The sequence below is a fragment of the Edaphosphingomonas fennica genome (assembly GCF_003034225.1).
In the GTDB taxonomy this organism is placed as follows: domain Bacteria; phylum Pseudomonadota; class Alphaproteobacteria; order Sphingomonadales; family Sphingomonadaceae; genus Sphingomonas_E; species Sphingomonas_E fennica.
Genome location: NZ_PHHF01000001.1, coordinates 143125 through 161610 on the forward strand (window position 1 = coordinate 143125; position 18486 = coordinate 161610).

The following is an 18486-nucleotide window of genomic DNA, read 5'->3' on the forward strand; positions in this document are numbered from 1 at the left end:
CCCACAGCGAAGATGGCATCCAGGAAGCGTCCCCGACCGCAAAGAGGCCCGATCTGGGGCGCGACCGTGAAGGTGGCCAAATATGGCTTCTTCGCGGGCCTTGCCGCGTTCGCGGCGCTGGTGGTCGCGGTGCTCGTCACGCGATCGACCCTGCCGGGCTATCAGGAGCTGCAATCCTCGCCCAACGGGCAGATGATCCGCGTCCACGCCGCCGACGGCACCGTGATCGTGTCGATGGGGCCGAGCTACGGCCAGTGGATCCCCTATGACCGCATCCCGCAGGCGATGAAGGATGCGATGGTCGCCACCGAGGACCGGCGCTTCCGCCTGCACCCCGGCATCGATCCGATCGGCATGATCCGTTCGGTGATGGTGCGCGTCGAGCGCGGGCGCTGGGCGCAGGGCGGATCGACGATCACCCAGCAGCTCGCCCGCAACATCTTCCTCACCAACACCCGCACCTTCGGCCGCAAGTTCCGCGAATGGATCCTCGCGCTGGCGATGGAGCGCAAATTCTCGAAGGACGAGATCCTCGAGCTATACCTGAACCGCGTCTATTTCGGCGGCGGCGCCTATGGCATCGACGCGGCCAGCCGCAAATTCTTCGGCCATCCGGGCACGGACCTGAGCCTGGGCGAGGCGGCGATCATCGCCGGGCTGGTGAAGGCGCCGTCCAATTATTCGCCGACCGCCGATGCCGAGGCCGCCGTGGGCCGCGCCTCCGTCGTCCTCGGCCTGATGCGCGAGCAGGGCATGATCACGCCGGCCGAAATGGCCGCCGCCGATCCCATGAACGTCAAGCTCGCGCCCGAGCCGAAGCAGAACAGCGTCCGCTACTTCACCGATTGGGCGCTCGCCCAGCTCGACACGATGATCGAGGAGACGGTGCAGCCGATCGACGTGTGGACGACGCTGGACATCAACATGCAGCGCGCCGCCGACGCGGCGATCCGCGCGAACACGCCCGAAGGGCTGCAGGGCGCGCTGGTATCGCTGGACCAGGACGGCGCGGTGCGCGCGATGGTGGGCGGCAAGGATTATGTGTCGTCGATCTACAACCGCGCCACCCAGGCGGTGCGCCAGCCGGGATCGGCGTTCAAGCTGTTCGTCTATCTGGCCGCGCTCGAGGCCGGGCACACGCCCAAGGACATCGTGGTCGACGAGCCGATCGACATCAACGGCTGGAGCCCCCGCAATTCGAACCGCCGCTATGCCGGCGAGATCGACATCCGCACCGCCTTCGCCTTCTCGATCAACACGGTCGCGGCGAAGCTGGGGCAGGAGGTGGGCTTTTCCACCGTGGCGGACATGGCCCGCCGCTTCGGCATCACCACGCCGATCAACACCCACCCCTCGATGGTGCTCGGCACCTCCGACGTGCGACTGATCGACATGACCCGCGCCTTCGCCGCCGTCAGCCGCAAGGGCGTGGCGGTGGTGCCTTACGGCATCATCAAGGTGACGGCCGGCAATGGCGAGGTGCTGTATGAGCATCAGCCCGACGACCAGCGCGTGCTGGTGGCGCCCTATGTCGCCGCGCAGATGACCGATCTTCTCCAGACGGCGGTCAACACCGGCACGGCCCGCGCCGCCCAGATCGACCGGCCCGTCGCCGGCAAGACGGGCACGACATCGTCGAACAAGGACGGCTGGTTCCTCGGCTTTTCGAGCGGGATCACCACCGGCGTGTGGATGGGCCGCGACGATGCCAAGCCGGTCGGCGGCCTGCAGGGCGGCCGCGCGCCCGCCACCGCCTTCCGCGATTTCATGAAGGTGGCGGTGGCCAACCGGCCGATCGAGAAGTTCGATACCGAGGTGACGCTGCCCGACTGGCAGCTCGAGCCCGACGCCGAAGCCTATTATGGCGAGCCGACCGAGGGCTTCGTGGACGAGAACGGCATGCCGGTGGCGCCCGAGCCCGACGCCCAGCCGGCCCCCCCCGCCCCCGAACCGGAGGACGCGCAGCAGCCGGCCGCGCCCGAGGAGCGGCTGGACGATCGCTGGCTCGACAATGCCCTGGGCCGCTCGCCGCGCGGCGAGCGCCCGCCTCAGCCGACCCGGCCCAACCAGTAAAGCGCGGCGCCGTTGGCGCGCAGCCAGGCACGCTCGGGCGCGGGATCGCGGCCGAGCAGGCGGCGGACGGCGGCGTGGAAGGCGGGGCTGTGATCCATATGCAGCCGGTGCGCCACCTCATGCGCCACCGTCGCCTCGCGGACCTCGACCGGCGCCAGCACCAGCCGCCAGCTATAACGTATGTCGCCCGTGGCCGAGCAGCTTCCCCAGCGCGTGCGGGGATCGCCCACCGCCACCCGCGCGATCGAGACGCCGGCGCCGTCCGCCATGGCGCGCGTTTCGCGATCGAGCCGGATGAGCGCCTCCGCCCGCATCCAGCGCAGCAGGCGGGCGGCGATCGTATCGGCCGGCCCGCCCAGCACGAAGCGATCCTCCTCCAGCCGCACCGCGCGCGGGGCGCCTTCGCGCCAGTCGATCAGGCGCAGCCGGCCTTCGAACGGCGCCTCGCCGCCGGCGACGATCGGCACCGCCGCCGGCAGGCGGGCCAGGGCCGCCTCGATCCAGTCCCGCTTCGATTCCACCCAGTCGAGCGCGTGGCGCAGGGCGGCGCGCTTCGGCAGCGTCAGCCGCACGGCGCCGTCGCGCGGATCGATGGCGAGCCTGAGCGCGCGCGCCTGCGCCATGCGCCGCACCTCCAGCCGCCGTGTCCGCCCCCCGCCGGTGAAGACGGGATCAGAGGAGTCGATCGACAATATGATTCTCGTAATCGCCCGCTTCGTCTTCCGAAACCGTCCAGCCGCGCACGGATTCGCCGGCCCGGTGCACCGCCTCGCGATCGCCGCAGACCAGATAATGCCATTCGGGAAGGGGCTTGCCCTCGTCCACCAGGCGATAGGCGCAGGTCGACGGCAGCCAGTCGATCTTGCGGAGCAGGGTGGGCGTGAGCCGCACGCATTCGGGCACATAGGCCCGGCGATGCTTATAGTCCCGGCACTGGCCGCTGCGCCGGTCGAGCAGGCGGCAGGCGATGTTGGTGGGGAATAATTCCCCGGTATCGTCATCCTCCAGCTTGTGGACGCAGCATTTGCCGCAGCCGTCGCAGAGCGATTCCCACTGGTCCCGGCTCATGCGGTCGAGCGGCGTGGTTTCCCAGAAGGGTTTCAGCTCACCCATTTCGCCAGCTCCGCCGCGATCTCATCGGGCGTTCCTTCCTGCGGAATCAGGGCGATCGGCTCGCCCTTGGGGCCGAACAAGGTCGCCTGCCGGGCGTGATCCACCAGATAGGCATCGGCCGTGCCGCCATCGGCCTTGCGATAATATATCGCATATTCCTTGGCCACGGCGGCGATTTCCGCCTCCGTGCCGGTAAGGCCGATCAGGCGCGGGTGGAAGGCCGGGACATATTGCGCCAGCACCGCGGGCGTATCGCGCGCGGGATCGACGGTGATGAAGATCGGCTGGATCCTGGCGGCCTTCGCCGGATCGCTCTTCTCCAGCCGCGCAAGTCCCTGCATCAGCTTCTGCAGATCAACCGGGCAGACATCCGGGCAATAGCTGTAGCCGAAATAGATCAGCCGGTATTTGCCGGCGAACTGGGTGTCGCTGACCTTCGCGCCGGTCTGGCTGGTGAGGGTGAAGGGGCCGCCGATGCGGGCGCCGGCCAGCGGCGCCTCGCCGGGCGGCGCCTGGCAGGCGGCGAACAGCAGGGGCAGCAGGATGGCGGCGAGACGGGCTTTGTTCATGGCATGACCAGCCATGCTTTGCTATTGGCCCGAGTGCAAGTGAGGCGCGTGCGCCGGCAGGACGGGACGAGTGGTTATGCGGGGTTCTGGCTTTTGGGGTCGATGGGTGGCGGCGGCGGCCGCCATGATGATCGCGGCGACGCCCGCGGCGGCCCAATTTTCGGATTCCTACAAGTTTCTGAAGGCGGTGCGCGACCGGGACGGCAATGTCGTGACCGAGATGGTCGAAAAGCCCGGATCGACCATCATCAACACCAAGGAGACGACGTCCGGCGACACCGCGCTCCATATCGTGGTGAAGCGGCGGGACGCGACCTGGCTCAACTTCCTCCTTTCCAAGGGCGCCAACCCCAATATCCGCGACGGCGAGGGCAATACGCCGATGATCGCCGCCGCCCAGCTGCGCTTCGCCGACGGCATCCAGACGCTGATCGCCGGCAAGGGCGACGTGAACGCCACCAACAGCCGGGGCGAATCGCCGCTGATCATCGCCGTCCAGAATCGCGACGTCGCATCGGTGCGGCTGCTGCTGGCGGCGGGCGCCGACGCCAGCATGCCCGATCGCATCGCCGGCATGTCGGCCCGCGATTATGCCCGGCAGGACGGGCGGTCGGACATCATCCTGAAGATGATCGAGGACGCGAAGGGCACCAAGCCCAAGGGCCCCGTCGCCGGCCCGACCCTGTAGGAGCGGGTGGCCGGGCGCGGGCGTTCCTGCGCTGTCGCGATTTCCCGGCCGGCGATCGATGCCGATCGCGGCGAGATCGCCCTAATCCATGCCCGCCAGCCCCGGATCGAGCGCGCCCAGCATCCTGAGCGCGCCGCGCCGGGCGAAGCGCAGCGTTTCCGCCTTGCGCCGGGGCGCCGGCATCGGCCGGTGGGCGGCATCGCGCATCACGGCGGCATCGTAGCGATCGGCCACGATCAGCCCGGCCGTCTCGGGCAGGAAGCCGGGTTCATCGAAGGGCGAGAGATCGAATCCCTGGGGCACCGCCCAGAAGAAGCGATCGCAATAATCCAGATATTCCTGCCACTTGCAGTCGCCGCGCAGATCGGCGCGGGAAACCTTGATCTCGACGATGGTGATGCCGCCTTTGGCGTCGATCGCGAACAGGTCCGCGCGGCGGCCATTGGCCAGCGGCACCTCGCACAGGGCATAGCTATCCTGCCGGAAAAGCAGGCGGGAAACGCCGCGCGCCACGTCGCGCGCGACCAGCGGCATATCGTCGAAACAGGATTCGGCTGTGGCGGCCATGCCGCTTTCTAGAACATCACGGGAACAAATCCAAGGTCAGCCGCCCGTCATCTCATCGGCGATGGCGCGTGCGTCCGGCCCGTCCAGCTCGACGGCCCAGAGATCGGGATCGAACCGCCGCTGCCGGGCGATATAATCGGCGAGCACGCCGGGGGCATCCGGATCCGCGGGGCCGGTTTCCGCCCAGCGATAGCGGCCTTCGGCATCGAGCGTGCGCTGGAGCACCGCCAGCGTCCTCCCGCGATCGAGGATCACCAGCAGAATCGCGCCCGAAACCGGATCGCCCCTGGCCAGCACCATGCCGCTGCCGCCCGTGGCCTCGACCCGGCGGATCAGCGCCGATACGAGGACCCCGGCCGCCAGCCGCGCCGTCATGGCAGGCGGTAGCCGGGCAGCTCGGCGAGCGGGATGCGCGATCGCATGAAGGTGCCGGTGCCGCGCGCGGCCTCCTCGCCATCGGCATCGACCAGCCGGGCCTCGGCCACCAGCACGCGGCGGCGGCCGCTGATCCACTTGCCCTCGGCCACCAGCTCGCCCCCCAGGATCGGCCGGGTGAAATAGAGGTTGAAGGCGGTGGTCAGCAGGAAATGCTCCGCCACCAGGCTGTTGGCGGCGTAGAAGGCGGCATCGTCCAGCATCTTGAAATAGGTGGTGCCGTGCACCGCGCCGGCGGCATGGTGGACGCTTTCATCCACCTTGAAGCGGATGCGCGCGAAGCCGGGCTCGACGATCTCGAGCCGGGAATGGAAGATCTGGTTGATCGGCGCCGCGGCGTAGAGCGATTCCAGGGCGCGGAAATGCGCTTCCCCCGGATGCTCCGCCACGGCATCCTCAGGCGGCATTGCGCGCCTCGCCGGTCGCGAACAGCGCATAGAGCGCGTCTTCCGAGCCCGCGCCGCGCAGCTTGGCGACGAAGGCGCGATCGCGCAGCCGGCGGCTGACCCGCGCGAGCGCCTTCAGATGCTCGACCCCGGCATCGGGCGGCGACAGCAGCAGGAAGACGAGATCGACCGGCATGTCGTCGATCGCGGCGAAATCGATCGGGGCGGCCAGGCGCACGAACGCGCCCACCACCCGATCGAGCCCGTCGATCTTGCCGTGCGGAATGGCCACGCCGCCGCCGAAGCCGGTGGAGCCCAGGCGTTCGCGTTCGGCCAGCCGTTCCACCACCTGCTTGGCATCGAGCCCGGCGAGCTTCGCCGCGATCGAACCGAGCTGCTGGAACAGCACCTTCTTGTTGGGCACGGGCAGGGTCGCCAGGATCGCCTCGGGCGCCAGCAGATCGCTCAGATCGTCAGGCGCCCGGGCGAGCCCCGCCACCGCATTCACTTCATTGTTCACGATAGGATCAATTTCCCGCTGAAACCGCCCGTTGGGGTTCAACCCAGCCGATCGTTCCATCGGTGCGGCGATAGACCATGTTATAGGCGCCCGTGCCGCTGTTGCGGAACAGAAGCGCGGTGGTGTTGCGCAGATCGAGCATCATCACCGCATCGGAGACGCTGGTTTCGGGCACGTCGACGCGGGTTTCGGCGATCACCACCGGATTATCCGCCTCGGTTTCCTCATCACCGGCATCGAAGACCGTATAGCCGGCATCATATTCCACGCCGTTAACGGCGCCGGCGCCGCTGCTGTGGCGATCCTTCAGGCGGCGCATGTAGCGGCGAAGCTGCGTTTCGATCTTGTCGGCCGCCAGATCGAAGGCCGGATGGGCCTCCATCGCCTGGCCCGATCCCTTCAGGATCACGCCCTGCATGACGTGCGCGATGATATCGCAGGAAAAACCGTTGTCGTGAGGCCCTTTTCCGAACGTCACCTGCGCCGACAGGCTGCGCGAGAAATATTTGTCGGCGATGCCCTGCAGCCGTTCCTCGACATGCGCGCGCAGCGCATCGCCGGTGTCGACCTGATGACCCGAAACGCGGATTTCCATGGCTTCACCTCCGATTAGTCTGTGCGACCGCACCGTGGTTCGGGAGCGGCCGCGCCTTAGGCCCGGTCTTCTGCCCGGTCAACCGGGCGGCCCGGCGCTTTCCCAGAGCGGGTTGATCAGCTTGGAGACAAACGCCTGATGGCGGATGATTTCCTCCTCGCTGGGGGCGTGCGGCCTTGCCGGCCGCAGCGGCCGGGCCACGCGCCGTTCCAGGATCGGCACGGCGCGTACGTCCGACGACGCATCCGCCGCCGGTTCGTTGCGAAGCGACAGGCCGATCTGCCTGCCGCCGGTAAGCTCGACATAAAGCTGGGCGAGAAGCTGGGCGTCGAGCAGCGCGCCATGCTTGACGCGATGGCTGCGATCGATGCCGTAGCGCGAGCAGAGCGCATCGAGCGAATGCTTGGCGCCGGGATGCTTCTGCCGGGCCAGGGCCAGCGTATCGACCATGCGGGTCAGGCAGATGGCGTCATGGCCGCACCAGCCCAGTTCCGCATTGAGGAAGGTGAAGTCGAACGTGGCATTGTGCGCCACCAGCGGCGCATCGCCCAGAAATTCCAGCAGCTCCCGCACCCCATCCGGGAAGAAGGGCTTGTCGGACAGGAACCTGTCGGAAAGGCCGTGGACGGCCTCGGCCTCGGCGGGCATCGCCCGGCCGGGGTTGAAATAGGCATGGAAGGTGCGGCCGGTCTCGACCCGGTTCACCAGCTCCACACAGCCGATTTCGACGAGGCGATGCCCATCCGCTGGATTGAACCCGGTGGTTTCGGTGTCGAAGACGATCTCACGCATTTGAGTCTGTTATCGGCCTCCCGAACGGCTGAGGCAAGCGATCACACGGCGAACCTGTGCTCTCGTTACGGTGAGTGTCCCCCCCGTATCGATAATGAAGTCCGCCCGCCGCCGCTTTTCGGCGTCCGGCGTCTGGAGTGACAAAATATGGCCGAGCTGGCCGGCCGTCATGCCCGGCCGCGCCAGCACGCGGCGGCGCTGGACCCAGGCCGGGGCGGAGACCACGGCGATGGCATCCACCTTGCGCCAGCCGCCCTTTTCGAACAGCAAAGGTATGTCCAGCACCACCAGAGGCCGGGCGCGATGGCGCAGCAGGAAGCGCCGCCGCACCTTGTGCAGGGCCGGGTAGAGGATATGTTCCAGCCGGCCGAGCGCCTCGTCATTCCCCCACACCGCCTTGCGCAGCGCGGCGCGATCGACGCCGCGATCGGGATGCGTGGTCCCCGGATGGAGCGCCTCAATCTCCGGGAGGAGCGGGCTGCCCGGCCCCTGCAGCCGGTGCACCTCGGCATCGGCATCGAACACCGGCACGCCTTCGGCGCGGAACATGGCCGCCACGGTGGACTTGCCCATGCCGATCGATCCGGTGAGGCCCAATATCTTCATGCCGTGAGCAGCGCCCGCAATTCGGCATCATATTGGCGCGGCGCCGGCTGGCCGAAGAAAAGCCGGAACGCCGCCGCCGCCTGGCCGATCAGCATGGCGAGGCCATCGACGACGACGAGCCCGCGCGCGCGCGCTTCGCCGAGCAGCGCGGTTTCCAGCGGCGCATAGACGATATCGTAGATCAGCGCGCCGGGCGGGACATGGCTGTAATCGAAGGGCAGGGGGGGCTGGCCGGTCATGCCCAGCGGGGTCGTGTTGACGACGATATCGAGGATGCCCTCGCGATCGTCGAAGGCGAAATCGGTGGGCCGGGCGAAATGATCGAGCGTGGCGACATGGGTGTCGACGCCCTCGATCTCGGCCGCCAGCGCCTCGGCCTGTTCCAGCTTGCGCGCGGCGATCACCAGCGTGAAGCCTTCGCCGGCCAGCGCATGCGCCACCGCGCGCGCCGCGCCGCCCGCGCCGAGGATGCGGGCCATGCGGTAGAGATGGCGGGTGGCGAGCAGCGGCAGCAGCGGTTCGAGGAAGCCCGCCGCATCGGTATTGTGGCCGACGAGGCGATCGCCGTCATGGACGATCGTGTTCACCGCGCCGATCCGCCGGGCGACCGGATCGATCCGGTCGAGGAAGGGCATCACCGCCTGCTTGTGCGGCACGGTGACGTTGCAGCCGCGCCACAGGGCATCCTGCCGCCGGCCCTCGAGGAAGGCGCCGAGATCCGGCCCATGCACCAGGCTCTTGCCGTAGCGGCCGGCAATGCCCAGCTTTTCCAGCCAGAAGCCGTGGATCAGCGGCGATTTGCTGTGCGCGATCGGATCGCCGATCACCTCGGCATGGGGAATGGCGGCGGCGGTCACGATCCCAGCACTCCACGGACGCGCAGATAATCGAGCAGCGGCAGCAGCGGCAGGCCGAGCACGGTGAAATAGCTGCCGTCGATCCGCGCGAAGAGCTGCGCGCCGAGCCCTTCCAGGCGATAGCCGCCCACGCACCCCGCGATCGCCGGCCATTCGGCGTCGAGATAGGTTTCCAGCCAGCCGTCCGAAAAATCGCGCATGGCGAGCTTGGCGACATCGACGTGGCGCCAGATCGGCTCGCCGCCCAGGCAGATCACCGCCGCGCTGATCAGCCGGTGGGTGGTGCCGCGCAGCGCGCGGAGCTGGGCCGCGGCCTCGTCGCGGGTTTCGGGCTTGTCGAACATCGCGCCGTCGACCGCCGCCAATGTCTGGTCGCACCCCAGCACCAGCGCCTCAGGGAAACGGCGGGACAATTTGAGCGCCTTCAGCTCCGCCAGCGCATCGGCCATGCGGCGGGCATCATTGCCCTCGGCCCGCAGCGCCTGCTTCGCGGCGTCCTCGTCGACCCCCGGCGCCATGGCGTCATGCGGCACGCCGGCATCGGACAGCATCGCGCGGCGCGCGGCGGATTGCGAGGCGAGGATCAGCGTCATTCCCCATTCTCCGGCTTGCGCCGTTCGTTGACGAGATTGATGATCGCGGCCGCCGTTTCCTCGATCGACCGGCGGGTGACGTCGATCACCGGCCAGCCATTGTCGGAGAATATCCGCCGGGCGAAGGCCAGCTCGGCCGCCACCGCCTCCTGATCGACATAGGGCGTTTCCGGCGCCTGGTTGAGCGAGAGCAGGCGGTTGCGCCGGATCTGGACGAGCCGGTCCGGGCTGGTGGTGAGGCCCACGACCAGCGGCTGCTTCAGCCGGAACAGGGAGGCCGGCGGCGGCGATTCCGGCACCAGCGGGATATTGGCGACCTTGTAGCCGCGATTGGCGAGATAGATGGCGGTCGGCGTCTTCGACGATCGCGAGACGCCGGCCAGCACGACATCGGCCTCCTCCCAATCCTCGGCGGCGATGCCGTCGTCATGGGCGATGGTGAACTGGATCGCCTCGACGCGGGCGAAATAGGCGGCGTCCAGCATGTGCTGGCGGCCGGGCCGCTCCATCGCTTCCTGCCCCAGCACGCGCGAAAGCGCCTCGATCACCGGGTCCAGCGCCGAAACCGTCGGCAGGCCCAGCGCGTGGCAGCGCGTCTCCAGCCGCTGGCGCACCTCGTGATTGACCAAGGTGAAGATGACGAGGCCGGGCCGCTGCGCGATCTCGACCAGCACGCGATCGAGATGCCCTTCCGATCGCACCATCGGCCAGAAATGCTTGATCGTCTCCACCCCGTCGAACTGGGCGAGGCCGGCCTTGGCGATATTCTCCAGCGTCTCGCCCGTGGAATCGGAGAGGAGATGCAAATGGAGCCGGATCATAGCGCCCCCCGGCGATCTGTGGGCACAGCCCTGTGGAAAACCATGGGGATGGCGCTAGCGTGAAGCTGGGCATGGATTCAAGCGGAGGATTCCATGCCCGCCATTCTGACTCGATTCAGCGATTCCTCCACAGGCTATCCAGCGGAATCGGCGCCTGTGGATAACGGGGAGCGATTCAACGACTCTGCGGGGAATCGATATGAGTCAGCCGAGTCAAGCTGTTGGCGGAATCGGGGCCAGGAAATTAACCCCGGTTTGCCACCGCCCTACAATCTTCTACAGAATCTCTAAGATTCTTAAGATTGGATAGTTATGGAGTCCGAACCCGCGACGCCGCGCGACGCCGCGCTGGCGCAAGATCGCCCCCTTCTCGCCGTGCTGCGCGGGGAAAGGCGCGATCCACCCCCCGTCTGGCTGATGCGCCAGGCCGGCCGCTATCTTCCCGAATATCGCGCGCTCCGGGCCGAGAAAGGCGGGTTCCTCGAGCTGGTGAACGACAGCGCCGCCGCGGCCGAGGTGACTCTCCAGCCGATCCGCCGCTTCGGATTCGACGGCGCGATCCTGTTTTCCGATATCCTCGTCATCCCGCATGCGCTGGGCCAGGACCTGTGGTTCGAGGCGGGCGAGGGGCCGAGGCTTGCTCCCCGGCTGGTCGATCATGCGCTGGGCGGGCTGGCGGCGGTGCCCGAACGGCTCGATCCGGTCTACGAGACGGTGCGGCTGGTCCGCGCGCAGCTTCCGGCCGCGACCACCTTCCTCGGCTTCGCGGGCTCGCCCTGGACGGTCGCGACCTACATGGTGGCGGGGCAGGGGAGCCGGGAGCAGGCCGAAGCCCGCCGGCTGGCCTATCGCGATCCCGCCGCCTTCCAGGCGATCATCGACGCGATCGTGGCGGCGACGGTGGATTATCTTTCCGGGCAGATCGCGGCCGGGGTCGATGCCGTCCAGCTTTTCGACAGCTGGGCCGGCAGCCTTGCCCCCGCCCAGTTCGAACGCTGGGTGATCGCGCCCACCGTCGCCATCGTCGAGGCGCTCCGGGCCCGCCATCCCGATACGCCGATCATCGGCTTTCCGAAGGGCGCGGGCGGCAAATTGCCGGCCTATGCCCGCGAAACCGGGGTCGATGCGCTCGGCCTCGACGAAACCGTCGATCCGCACTGGGCGCATCGCAGCCTGCCGGAGGGGCTTCCCGTGCAGGGCAATCTCGATCCGCTGGCGCTGATCACCGGCGGCGACGCGCTGGACGAGGCGGTGGCCGCGATCCGCGCGGCGCTGGCCGGGCGGCCGCATGTCTTCAACCTCGGCCATGGCATATTGCCCGATGCGCCGATCGCGCATGTCGAACGCTTGCTCGCGCTCCTCAGGTCACGCTAGAGCTTGCCGCCATGGACATCGCCAGCCTGCTTCCCGGAATCGGTTTCATGGGCGCGGCCTATCCGTGGGTGAAGGCCGCCCACCTGATCTTCGTGATCTTCTGGATGGCGGGCCTGTTCATGCTGCCGCGCTTCCTGGTCTACCACCAGCCGGTGCCGCCGGGATCGGCCGAGGACAGGCTGTGGATCAACCGCGAGGATCGGCTGCGCAAGATCATCATCAACCCTTCGATGATCATCGTCTGGGTGATCGGGCTGGCGCTGGCCGTCAATGTCGGCGCCTTCCAGGAAGGCTGGTTCCACGCGAAGCTGGCGGCCGTGCTGGGCCTTTCGGCCTATCATGGCTGGATGATCGGCTATGCCAGGAAAATGGCCGACGGCTTCCGCCCGGCAAGCGACAAGCCGCTGCGCATCATGAACGAGATCCCCGGCATCGCCACCGCGGTGATCGTGATCCTGGTGATCGTCCGCCCCTTCTGATCGGGCCGCCGGCTCCGGCTGAATCGGACGCTGCCTGCTTGACTTGAATCACCGCCTTGCTTTACCGCGCGGAACCGAGGCCTGCCGTCCGTGTTAGGCCATTTTCCTGATCATTCTTACGTCTTGCGCGCCTCCAGCGCTTCCTGCCCGGGAATATCCGATGCACCTCAAGGATTTGAAGAAGAAAACCCCCGCCGAACTCGTCGGCATGGCCGAGGAATTGGGCGTCGAGGGCGCATCGACGCTGCGCAAGCAGGATCTGATGTTCGCGATCCTGAAGGTGCAGGCCGAAAATGGCGAGCAGATCATGGGGCTGGGCACCATCGAGGTGCTGCCCGACGGCTTCGGCTTCCTGCGCAGCCCGGAAGCCAATTATCTCGCCGGTCCCGACGATATCTACGTCTCGCCCAATCAGGTCCGTAAATTCGGCCTGAGGACCGGTGACACGGTGGAAGGCGAGATTCGCGGGCCGAAGGACGGCGAACGCTATTTCGCGCTCACGCGGCTCGTATCGGTCAATTTCGACGATCCCGACGTCGTCCGCCATCGCGTCAATTTCGACAACCTCACCCCGCTCTATCCCGAGCAGAAGCTGACGCTCGATCCGCAGGACCCGACGGTCAAGGACAAGTCGGCCCGGGTGATCGACATCGTCGCGCCGCAGGGCAAGGGCCAGCGCGCGCTGATCGTGGCGCCGCCGCGCGTCGGCAAGACCGTGCTGCTCCAGAACATCGCCAAGGCGATCACGGACAATCATCCGGAAGTCTTCCTGATCGTGCTGCTGATCGACGAGCGGCCCGAGGAAGTCACCGACATGCAGCGTTCGGTGAAGGGCGAGGTGATCTCCTCCACCTTCGACGAGCCGGCGCAGCGCCACGTCCAGGTCGCCGAGATGGTGATCGAGAAGGCGAAGCGCCTCGTCGAGCACAAGAAGGACGTGGTGATCCTGCTCGATTCGATCACCCGCCTCGGCCGCGCCTACAACACGGTGGTCCCGTCCTCCGGCAAGGTGCTGACCGGCGGCGTCGACGCCAATGCGCTGCAGCGGCCCAAGCGCTTCTTCGGCGCGGCCCGCAATATCGAGGAAGGCGGCTCGCTCTCGATCATCGCCACCGCGCTGATCGACACCGGCAGCCGCATGGACGAGGTGATCTTCGAAGAGTTCAAGGGCACCGGCAACTCGGAAATCGTCCTCGACCGCAAGGTTGCCGACAAGCGCATCTTCCCGGCGATGGACGTCGGCAAGTCCGGCACCCGCAAGGAAGAGCTGCTGGTCGACAAGGCCAAGCTTTCCAAGATGTGGGTGCTGCGCCGCATCCTGATGCAGATGGGCACGATCGACGCGATGGAGTTCCTGCTCGACAAGATGAAGGATTCGAAGACCAACGAGGACTTCTTCGATTCGATGAACCAGTAAGGCCATCGACGGTTCTTCCCCCATCCCCCGCCGCGATCCGCGCGCGGGCATTTGAAACCTAATGTGTCTGGCGCGTCACGGCGGAGGAAGGCTGTGGCGCGCGGACTTTCGAATCCGCTAAGGACGCATCATGCTTGAGCTTTGGCATCACATCGTCGCGGATTTTTCGAACATCGGCTCGCCGTCGGCCCTGGCGGCGTTCGGCCAGGTGCTGATGATCGACATCATGCTGGCGGGCGACAATGCGATCGTGGTCGGCGCGCTGGCGGCGGGCCTGCCGGCCGATCAGCGCCGCAAGGTGATAATGATCGGCATCATCGCCGCCTTGGTGCTGCGCATCGCCTTCGCGCTGGTCGTGACCCAGCTGATGCAGATCGTCGGGCTGATCTTTGCCGGCGGCCTGCTGCTGCTGTGGGTATCGTGGAAGATGTATCGCGAGCTGCATCCCGCCCCGAACAGCCCCGGATCGCCCGAGATCGCCGGCGACGAGGGATCGGGCGTGGCGCCGGCCAAGAGCTTCGCGGCGGCCGCCTGGGCGGTGGCGGTGGCGGACGTGAGCATGAGCCTGGACAATGTGCTGGCGGTGGCCGGCGCGGCGCGCGAGCATCCCGGCATCCTGATCGTCGGCCTGATCCTGTCGGTGGCGCTGATGGGCGTCGCGGCGAACATCATCGCCAAATATATCGAGCGGTTCCGCTGGATCGCCTATGTCGGCCTGCTCGTGATCCTCTACGTCGCCGTCAAGATGATCTACGAAGGCTGGATCGACCCCAGCGTCGGCCTCATGCGCATCTTCGCCTGAAACCCTCCCCGGTGGCCCGCGCCGCCGGGGAAGGGCTTGCGTTCAGGGGATCAGGATCGTCGATCCCGTCGTCGTCCGCGCTTCCAGCGCCCGGTGGGCATCGGCCGCCGCCGCGAGGGCGAAGCGCTGGCCGATATCGGCCCGGATCGTGCCGCCGGCGATCAGCCCGAACAGCCGTTCGCCGCCCGCGCGGCGGTCGTCCGCCGTTTCGATATAGTCGAACAGCGTCGGCCGGATGAGGAAGATCGATCCCACGCGCAGCAGGTCCAGCGGCGATATCGCCGGCACCGGGCCGGAGGCATTGCCGTAGGTGACGAGGATGCCGCGCTTGGCGACGCTGGCGAGCGAGGCTGCCCAGCTATCGGCCCCGACGCCGTCCAGCACCGCATCGACGCCGCGCCCGCCGGTGAGCGCGCGAACCTCCCCGGCGAGCTGGTCGAAGGGGAGGTGGAGGGCATGGTCCGCGCCGCTGTCGCGGGCGCGTGCCGCCTTGGCGGCGCTGCCGGCATGGGCGATCACCGTCGCGCCCGCCGCCTTCAGCCAGGGAACCAGCACCGATCCCACGCCACCGGCGGCGGCATGGACCAGCACGCTCTGCCCCGGCTGCACCCTGGCGCACCGTTCCACGAGCATCCAGGCGGTAAGGCCCTTGAGCAGCAGGGCGGCCGCCGTTTCGGCGGAGACGGCATCGGGCAGGGGAAAGAGCCGCGCCACGGGCGCCAGGCCATGCGTGGCATAGGTGCCCGGCGCTTGCGCGACATAGGCCACCCGGCGGCCGACCCATGCCGGGTCCGCGCCTTCGCCCACCGCCTCGACGATGCCGGCGGCTTCGGTGCCGAGGCCGGTGGGGAGGGGCAGGGGATAGAGCCCGCCCCGATGGTAGGTATCGATGAAATTGACGCCGACGGCCTCGTGCCTGACCCTCGCCTCACCGGGGCCGGGGACGGGAAGCGCGATGTCCTCCCGTTCCAGCACCTCGGGCCCGCCGGTGCGGGGGGCCACGATCCGCCAGGCGCCGCTCATGCGAGATGTTCGGCGAAGAAGGCCGAGGTCCGCGAATCCGCGAGCCTGGCGGCATCGTCCGCGCGGCGCTTGCCGAACTGGGTGGCGAAGCCGTGGTCGAGGCCGGGATAGTCCCAGAGCGTCACGCGCGGATGATTGTCCAGCCCCTCGTGCATCTTCTTCTGCACTTCCGGCGGCACGAACCCGTCATTGCCGGCGATGTGCAGCATCAGCGGCCGGGCGATCGCGTGGCTTTCGCCGAGCAGCCCGTCGATCCCCACGGCATAATAGCCGACGCTGGCATCGATATCAGTGCGGGCGGCGGTCATATAGGCGAGCCGCCCGCCAAGGCAGTAGCCGACGGCGCCCACCTTGCCGCCGTTCACCAGCGCGCGCGCGGTGCGGATGGTCGCCTCGATATCCTCGATGCCCTTCTGCTGATCGAACCTGGGGAACAGGTCCAGCGCCTGCTGCAGCTGGGTATCGGGATCAAGCTCGATGCCCGGCTCCAGCCGCCAGAACAGGTCCGGCGCGATCGCCAGATAGCCTTCCTTCGCCAGGCTGTCCGCCTTGTCGCGTATGCCGGCGTTGATGCCGAACACTTCCTGGATCACGACCACCGCCGCCTTGGGCGATCCGCCGGCGGGCTCCGCGACATAGGCGTTGAAGGTGCCGCTGCCGTCCAGCGCCTCGATCGTGATCGTCTTTCCCATGTTCAGCCTTTCCGTTGTCGTTCGTGTTGCAGCAGCCACGCCTTGGTGGGGACGCCGTCTCCGGCGCTATAATGGCCGATCGCGCCGCCGGCGGCGAGCACGCGATGGCAGGGGACGATGATCGGCAGGGGGTTGCGGCGGCAGGCCTGGCCCACCGCGCGGGGCGACGATGCGATGCGCCGCGCGATCTCGCCATAGCTTTGGGTTTCGCCATAGGGGATGGCGATCATTGCGGCGCGATGCGCCTCGCCACGTGGCGTCGTGAGAGGATCGAGCGGCAGATCGAAATCCACCAGCCGCCCGGCGAACCAGGCGACGAGCTGGGCCAGCGCCTCGCCGATGATCGCATCCAATCGGTCATCCCCGCCGGCCTTGCCGATCGTCAGGCCGGTCAGCGCGGCATCGCGCGCGGTAACGAATATCGGTCCGATCGGGCTCAGATAGGTTGCGTGCGACATGGACCCTTTCCCGAGAACGCTTTACCAGCATGCATAGCGCTCGCTCAACAGGAGACGGTGAATATGAAGATCAGCGTCGATGTCGATTGCACGCCCGAGGAAGCCCGCCGTTTCATGGGCTTGCCCGATCTTAGCAGCGTGCATGACGTCTATCTAGAAAAGATGCGCCGCACGATCGAGGACGGCATCACCCCGGACACGCTGACCAGCATGATCCAGAGCTGGGCGCCCATGGGCGAGGCCGGGATGGGCATGTGGCGGCAATTGTTCGAGCAGATGAGCGGCACCGGCAAGAAATGAGGCGCCGCGCCGGATGACTTCCACGATCTTCGCCTTGTCGAGCGGATCGCCGCCTGCGGCAATCGGCGTGATCCGGATCAGCGGCCCGCGCGCCGGCGCGGCGCTGGAGGCGCTGGCCGGACCCTTGCCGGCGCCCCGCACCGCAGCCCTGCGCTGGCTGGTGGACGCGCGGGGCGATCGGCTGGATCGCGCGCTGATATTGTGGTTTCCCGGCCCGCGCACCGCGACCGGCGAGGATCTGGCCGAGCTTCACGTTCATGGCGGCCGGGCCGTGGTGGCGGCGCTGCAGGCCGCGCTGGGCGCTGTGGACGGGCTGCGCCCCGCCGAACCGGGGGAATTCACCCGCCGGGCCTTCGCCAATGGCGTGATCGACCTTGCCGAGGCGGAGGGGCTCGGCGATCTCCTCGCCGCCGAGACGGAAGGGCAGCGGCGGCACGCGCTGGCCATTGCGGGCGGGGCGCTGAGCCGCCAGGTCGAGGCGTGGCAGCAGGCGATATTGGAGGCTTCCGCCCGCATCGAGGCGATACTGGATTTCGGCGACGAGGGGGATGTCGACGCCGATGAGGCACGGCCCCGCGCGATCGCCGACGGGGTTGCCGCCGGCATCGCCCGCCTGCTCGCCGCGCCGCCGGCGGAGCGGCTGCGGGATGGTGTCCGCGTCGTGCTCGCTGGCCCGCCCAATGCCGGCAAGTCGACGCTGTTCAATGCGCTCGCCGGGCGCGAGGCGGCGATCGTCACCGATATTCCGGGTACGACGCGGGATGTGATCGAAGCGCCGATCGTGCTGGCGGGCCAACCGATCCTGCTGATCGACACGGCCGGCCTTCGCGATGGCGACGATCCCGTGGAGCGGATCGGCGTGGCCCGCGCGGAGGATGCGTTGGCCGGCGCGGATATCCTGCTGTGGCTTGGCGATCCCGGCGCGGCGCCCGACCATCCCGACCTGATCCGCATCGGCGCACGCTGCGATGCGACCGGGCACAGGGCGGGTGTCGACTTGTCGGTTTCGGTGCATGCGGGCGAGGGGATGGATCGGTTGCGCGATCTGCTGATCGATCATGTCCGGGCCTTGCTGCCGCGCGAGGCCGACCTTGCCGTCAATGCGCGGCAGCGGGCCGCGCTGGAGGAAGCTCTGGAGGGTCTGCATCTGGCCACCTCGCCCGATGCCTTGCTCTTTGCGGAGGGGCTGCGGCTGGCGCGGGTGGCGCTGGATCGCATCACCGGGCGGGCGGGGATCGAGGATATGCTGGACGGCCTGTTCGGCCGCTTCTGCATCGGCAAATGACATGTTCCACGTGGAACAGCTTTGACTTGATCCGGCCGCTG

The 18486-nt window shown here is 68.0% G+C and carries 24 protein-coding genes; 8 read left to right on the forward strand and 16 right to left on the reverse strand.

The genetic code is table 11. The annotated features are described in order from the left end of the window. Positions 1-12 precede the first annotated feature (12 nt). A complete protein-coding gene (locus tag CV103_RS00620) occupies positions 13-2073 on the forward strand; it encodes a transglycosylase domain-containing protein (RefSeq protein WP_236626759.1) in 2061 nt (686 codons plus the stop codon). Here CV103_RS00620 and CV103_RS00625 read toward each other — a convergent pair. From CV103_RS00625 to CV103_RS00635, 3 genes are read right to left on the reverse strand one after another with little or no spacing between them, the layout of a single operon-like run. Beyond that, positions 2049-2765, reverse strand: coding sequence for a M48 family metallopeptidase (locus CV103_RS00625; protein ID WP_015458776.1), 717 nt, complete (start codon positions 2763-2765; stop codon positions 2049-2051). The two genes, CV103_RS00620 and CV103_RS00625, sit on opposite strands and share 25 nt — an antisense overlap. Next, the gene (locus CV103_RS00630) at positions 2746-3186 is read right to left on the reverse strand and encodes a YcgN family cysteine cluster protein (RefSeq protein ID WP_015458775.1); all 441 of its coding nucleotides are present in this window, start codon (positions 3184-3186) and stop codon (positions 2746-2748) included. Before CV103_RS00630 ends, CV103_RS00625 begins: the two co-directional genes overlap by 20 nt. Beyond that, positions 3174-3770, reverse strand: coding sequence for an SCO family protein (locus tag CV103_RS00635; protein WP_041864875.1), 597 nt, complete (start codon positions 3768-3770; stop codon positions 3174-3176). Before CV103_RS00635 ends, CV103_RS00630 begins: the two co-directional genes overlap by 13 nt. 61 nt (positions 3771-3831) lie before the next feature. On the opposite strand from CV103_RS00635, the gene CV103_RS00640 reads away from it, so the two are divergent. Next, entirely contained in the window at positions 3832-4443 is a 612-nt protein-coding gene (locus CV103_RS00640; protein WP_015458773.1) for an ankyrin repeat domain-containing protein, read from the forward strand. An 81-nt stretch (positions 4444-4524) separates the two neighbouring features. Here the strand turns inward: CV103_RS00640 and CV103_RS00645 are convergent, their stop codons facing one another. The 10 genes from CV103_RS00645 to CV103_RS00690 all read right to left on the reverse strand — a co-directional run bounded on the left by CV103_RS00645 (position 4525) and on the right by CV103_RS00690 (position 10615). After that, entirely contained in the window at positions 4525-5010 is a 486-nt protein-coding gene (locus CV103_RS00645) for an MmcB family DNA repair protein (protein WP_015458772.1), read from the reverse strand. 36 nt (positions 5011-5046) lie between these two features. Further along, positions 5047-5385, reverse strand: coding sequence for a DUF1491 family protein (locus CV103_RS00650; RefSeq protein ID WP_015458771.1), 339 nt, complete (start codon positions 5383-5385; stop codon positions 5047-5049). Next, positions 5382-5852 carry a PaaI family thioesterase gene (locus CV103_RS00655; protein WP_015458770.1) on the reverse strand — a complete coding sequence of 157 codons (471 nt, stop codon included), beginning with the start codon at positions 5850-5852 and terminating at the stop codon, positions 5382-5384. The genes CV103_RS00650 and CV103_RS00655 overlap by 4 nt, the downstream gene beginning before the upstream one ends. Then, the gene (gene ptsN / locus CV103_RS00660) at positions 5842-6351 is read right to left on the reverse strand and encodes a PTS IIA-like nitrogen regulatory protein PtsN (protein WP_015458769.1); all 510 of its coding nucleotides are present in this window, start codon (positions 6349-6351) and stop codon (positions 5842-5844) included. The genes CV103_RS00655 and ptsN overlap by 11 nt, the downstream gene beginning before the upstream one ends. A 7-nt stretch (positions 6352-6358) precedes the next feature. Beyond that, positions 6359-6946 carry a ribosome hibernation-promoting factor, HPF/YfiA family gene (gene hpf / locus CV103_RS00665; protein WP_015458768.1) on the reverse strand — a complete coding sequence of 196 codons (588 nt, stop codon included), beginning with the start codon at positions 6944-6946 and terminating at the stop codon, positions 6359-6361. Positions 6947-7024: 78 nt separating this feature from the next. Further along, positions 7025-7738, reverse strand: a complete 714-nt coding sequence (dnaQ, locus tag CV103_RS00670) for a DNA polymerase III subunit epsilon (protein ID WP_107393603.1) — start codon at positions 7736-7738, stop codon at positions 7025-7027. A gap of 9 nt (positions 7739-7747) precedes the next feature. Continuing rightward, positions 7748-8344, reverse strand: coding sequence for a dephospho-CoA kinase (gene coaE / locus CV103_RS00675; RefSeq protein WP_015458766.1), 597 nt, complete (start codon positions 8342-8344; stop codon positions 7748-7750). Beyond that, positions 8341-9201, reverse strand: a complete 861-nt coding sequence (gene aroE, locus CV103_RS00680) for a shikimate dehydrogenase (RefSeq protein WP_107393604.1) — start codon at positions 9199-9201, stop codon at positions 8341-8343. The genes coaE and aroE overlap by 4 nt, the downstream gene beginning before the upstream one ends. Continuing rightward, a complete protein-coding gene (locus CV103_RS00685; RefSeq protein ID WP_107393605.1) occupies positions 9198-9794 on the reverse strand; it encodes a Maf family protein in 597 nt (198 codons plus the stop codon). Before CV103_RS00685 ends, aroE begins: the two co-directional genes overlap by 4 nt. Continuing rightward, positions 9791-10615, reverse strand: a complete 825-nt coding sequence (locus CV103_RS00690; RefSeq protein ID WP_015458763.1) for a pyruvate, water dikinase regulatory protein — start codon at positions 10613-10615, stop codon at positions 9791-9793. The genes CV103_RS00685 and CV103_RS00690 overlap by 4 nt, the downstream gene beginning before the upstream one ends. 312 nt (positions 10616-10927) lie before the next feature. Between CV103_RS00690 and hemE the strand changes: the two genes are divergently transcribed. From hemE to CV103_RS00710, 4 genes are all read left to right on the forward strand, one after another. Further along, positions 10928-11989, forward strand: coding sequence for a uroporphyrinogen decarboxylase (gene hemE / locus CV103_RS00695; protein ID WP_070931618.1), 1062 nt, complete (start codon positions 10928-10930; stop codon positions 11987-11989). Positions 11990-12000: 11 nt separating this feature from the next. After that, positions 12001-12468, forward strand: a complete 468-nt coding sequence (locus CV103_RS00700; protein ID WP_015458761.1) for a CopD family protein — start codon at positions 12001-12003, stop codon at positions 12466-12468. A 160-nt stretch (positions 12469-12628) separates the two neighbouring features. After that, complete coding sequence (gene rho / locus CV103_RS00705; RefSeq protein WP_015458760.1) at positions 12629-13885, forward strand: transcription termination factor Rho; 1257 nt, start codon at positions 12629-12631, stop codon at positions 13883-13885. Between the two features lie 130 nt (positions 13886-14015). Beyond that, positions 14016-14687, forward strand: coding sequence for a YjbE family putative metal transport protein (locus tag CV103_RS00710; protein ID WP_015458759.1), 672 nt, complete (start codon positions 14016-14018; stop codon positions 14685-14687). A 42-nt stretch (positions 14688-14729) separates the two neighbouring features. Here the strand turns inward: CV103_RS00710 and CV103_RS00715 are convergent, their stop codons facing one another. From CV103_RS00715 to CV103_RS00725, 3 genes are read right to left on the reverse strand one after another with little or no spacing between them, the layout of a single operon-like run. Further along, positions 14730-15710, reverse strand: a complete 981-nt coding sequence (locus CV103_RS00715; RefSeq protein WP_107393606.1) for a quinone oxidoreductase family protein — start codon at positions 15708-15710, stop codon at positions 14730-14732. After that, positions 15707-16402: a dienelactone hydrolase family protein gene (locus CV103_RS00720; RefSeq protein ID WP_107393607.1), complete on the reverse strand. Its 696-nt coding sequence runs from the start codon at positions 16400-16402 to the stop codon at positions 15707-15709. The genes CV103_RS00715 and CV103_RS00720 overlap by 4 nt, the downstream gene beginning before the upstream one ends. Before the next feature lie 2 nt (positions 16403-16404). Continuing rightward, entirely contained in the window at positions 16405-16860 is a 456-nt protein-coding gene (locus CV103_RS00725) for a methylated-DNA--[protein]-cysteine S-methyltransferase (protein ID WP_107393608.1), read from the reverse strand. Between the two features lie 63 nt (positions 16861-16923). On the opposite strand from CV103_RS00725, the gene CV103_RS00730 reads away from it, so the two are divergent. Then, positions 16924-17160, forward strand: a complete 237-nt coding sequence (locus tag CV103_RS00730; protein ID WP_015458755.1) for a DUF6489 family protein — start codon at positions 16924-16926, stop codon at positions 17158-17160. 13 nt (positions 17161-17173) lie between these two features. After that, complete coding sequence (gene mnmE / locus CV103_RS00735; protein WP_107393609.1) at positions 17174-18445, forward strand: tRNA uridine-5-carboxymethylaminomethyl(34) synthesis GTPase MnmE; 1272 nt, start codon at positions 17174-17176, stop codon at positions 18443-18445. The last annotated feature ends 41 nt before the right edge of the window (positions 18446-18486 follow it).